At 70.2% G+C, this 2,580-nt stretch carries 3 protein-coding genes and 1 pseudogene; 2 read left to right on the forward strand and 2 right to left on the reverse strand.

Annotation, left to right across the window (positions count from 1 at the left end; all coding sequences use genetic code 11):
• A pseudogene (locus tag WA805_RS06270) lies at positions 1–343 on the reverse strand (hypothetical protein); the annotation flags it as partial.
• A 120-nt stretch (positions 344–463) separates the two neighbouring features.
• Between WA805_RS06270 and WA805_RS06275 the strand changes: the two are divergent.
• A complete protein-coding gene (locus WA805_RS06275; protein WP_422322383.1) occupies positions 464–1,444 on the forward strand; it encodes an NAD(P)H-quinone oxidoreductase in 981 nt (326 codons plus the stop codon).
• A 26-nt stretch (positions 1,445–1,470) separates the two neighbouring features.
• Positions 1,471–2,013: a bacterial proteasome activator family protein gene (locus tag WA805_RS06280; protein WP_422273243.1), complete on the forward strand. Its 543-nt coding sequence runs from the start codon at positions 1,471–1,473 to the stop codon at positions 2,011–2,013.
• Here WA805_RS06280 and WA805_RS06285 read toward each other — a convergent pair.
• A partial coding sequence (locus tag WA805_RS06285; RefSeq protein ID WP_425240425.1) for a prephenate dehydratase occupies positions 2,004–2,580 on the reverse strand: 577 nt, incomplete at its 5' end. The two genes, WA805_RS06280 and WA805_RS06285, sit on opposite strands and share 10 nt — an antisense overlap.

The raw sequence follows: 2,580 nt of genomic DNA on the forward strand, positions 1-2,580 counted from the left end.
CCGACGGCGGGGGCGGCGGCGGGAACGCCGGCGGCTGCGGGAACGCCGTGGGCGGATCCTGCGGCGGCGGGGGGAACGGCGAGGATGCCGCCGGGGCCGGTCGCTGGTACTCCGCCATGCCGGGATAGCCGGGGTCGGGCAGCGCATCGGGGTCCGGCAGCGGCTCCATCGCCGGCAAATCATCCAGGGCGTCTGGCACGTCGGGGGCCTCCGACTCGTCCGGCGGTAGCAACACGTGCCCGAACATACCCGTGCCCCGCTGGTACGCGGACGGGTACGCGGAACCGAACGGGTTCTCGCCCGCCGCCGGGTAGTCGCCGTCCACGGGCTCGTCGGCTGTCATCGTCCCTGCTCTTGCCATACTGTTCGCGGCACGATATCGCTCATCGCACAAACCACCCAACCCGACGACCTAGTTTGACAGAACCTTGCTTAAGAGGGGTTCCCAAGCGAGGAGGCAGCTATGCACGCGGTAGTCATTACCAAGCCTGGCGGTCCTGAAGTGCTGCAATGGACCGAGGTCGATGACCCCGTGCCAGGCCAGGGCGAAGTGCTCGTCGACGTCGTCGCGGGCGGGGTCAACCGCGCGGACCTGATGCAGCGCCAGGGCTTCTATCCGCCGCCGCCAGGGGCGCCGCCGTACCCGGGCCTCGAATGCTCGGGCACGATCTCGGCCGTCGGCCCTGGCGTCACCGGCTGGCAAGTGGGTGACGCGGTGTGCGCGCTGCTGGCTGGCGGCGGCTACGCGGAAAAGGTCGCGGTCCCCGCCGGGCAGCTTCTGCCGGCCCCTGCGAGCACCAGCCTGACGCACGCCGCCGGGCTGCCGGAAACGGTCTGCACCGTGTACTCGAACGTCTTCCTCGGCGCCAGGCTGAGGGCAGGCGAGACGCTCCTCATCCACGGCGGCGCCAGCGGCATCGGCACGACGGCGATCCAGCTCGCGAAGGACTTCGGCGCGACCGTGGCGGTGACCGCCGGCTCGGAGGACAGGCTGAAGGCCTGCAGGGAACTCGGCGCGGACATCGCGATCAACCACCGCGACGAGGATTTCGTGCAGCGGGTCAAGGACGCCACCGACGGCCGCGGCGCGGACGTGATCCTGGACATCATCGGAGCCAGGTACCTGGACCGCAACATCGACGCGCTCGCCGCCGACGGGCGGATCGCGTGCATCGGCATGCAGGGCGGCGCCAGGGCGGAACTGGACATGAGCAAGCTGATGGTCAAGCGCGCCACCCTGTCCTGCACCACGCTCAGGGCCCGCCCCGCTGAGCAGAAGGCCGCCATCGTCGCTGCCGTGCGCGAGGACGTATGGCCGCTGGTGGAAGCGGGCAGCATCCGCCCGGTCGTCTACCGTGAGCTGCCGTTCGCCGACGCCGCCGAGGCGCACCGCATCATGGCGGAGAGCACTCACATCGGCAAGCTCATCCTGCGCGCCGAGTAGCGGCCGGAACCCGATAGCGTGGAAGCATGAGCGACGAAATCAGCCCGCAAGAGCAGGGCAGGCCGCAGGTCGTCGTGGTTGGGCCCAACGGCATCGCGGTTGGCGGCCAGGAGGACGCGAGCAGCGGCGAGACTGAGAAGTCCATCACGGAGATGGTGGAGCAGCCCGCCAAGGTGATGCGGATCGGCAGCATGATCCGGCAGCTCCTCGAAGAGGTGAAGTCCGCCCCGCTGGACGAGAAGAGCCGGGCGCGGCTGAAGGAGATCCACCAGAACTCCATCAAGGAGCTTGAAGACGGCCTCGCCCCGGAGCTGGTCGACGAGCTCGAGCGCCTTTCGCTGCCCTTCGCGGACGATGTCACGCCGAGCGAAGCGGAACTACGGGTCGCCCAGGCGCAACTGGTCGGCTGGCTTGAGGGGCTGTTCCACGGCATCCAGACGACGCTGTTCGCGCAGCAGATGGCGGCGCGCGCGCAGCTCGAGCAGATGCGCAGGGCGCTCCCGCCCGGCGCCATCCCCGCAGAGCCGCAGGACGCGCAGCCGCTCCGCGGCACGGGCCCCTACCTTTGAATGCCTGACCTGTTCGCGACCGTGACGGAGCCGGCCTGACCCGCCGGTGCTAACGGCCGGCCGTAGCGGAGCCTGCCGAGCCACGCCGCGGCTTCGGCGAACTCGGAATCGGATGTGCCGGGGCGGACCTGGGTCCGCGCCCCGTCGCTTCTGGGATAGCTGCCGAGGAACCGGACCTCGGCGCACACCCGGCGCACGCCCATCATCGCCTCGCCGACCCGCGCATCGTCGATATGGCCTTCGCAGTCGATGAAGAAGAAATAGCTGCCAAGACCGTCTCCTGTTGGCCGGGACTGGATCGTGGTCAGGTTGATGCCGCGCACCGCGAATTCGGTAAGAATTTCCATCAGCGCGCCCGGATGGTCCTCGACGAGAAACGCCGCCAGCGACGTCCGGTCCGAGCCGGTCGGCGCGGGCAGTTCCCCGGGCGGCGCGACCACCAGGAACCTGGTCACCGCGTTGGACCGGTCGTGCACGGCCGGGGCGAGCAGGGAAAGGCCGTACCGCGCCGCCGCGAACTCGCCGGCCAGCGCCGCGTCCAGCTCGCCTTCCGCTGCCCGGCGGGCC

It is taken from the genome of Trebonia sp. (assembly GCF_049794275.1).
In the GTDB taxonomy this organism is placed as follows: Bacteria; Actinomycetota; Actinomycetes; order Streptosporangiales; family Streptosporangiaceae; genus Trebonia.

What these genes read in the sequence shown, in the direction of transcription:
- WA805_RS06275 (WP_422322383.1), top strand. Translation starts at nt 464, where the DNA reads ATGCACGCGGTAGTCATTACCAAGCCTGGCGGTCCTGAAGTGCTGCAA.
- WA805_RS06280 (WP_422273243.1), top strand. Translation starts at nt 1,471, where the DNA reads ATGAGCGACGAAATCAGCCCGCAAGAGCAGGGCAGGCCGCAGGTCGTC.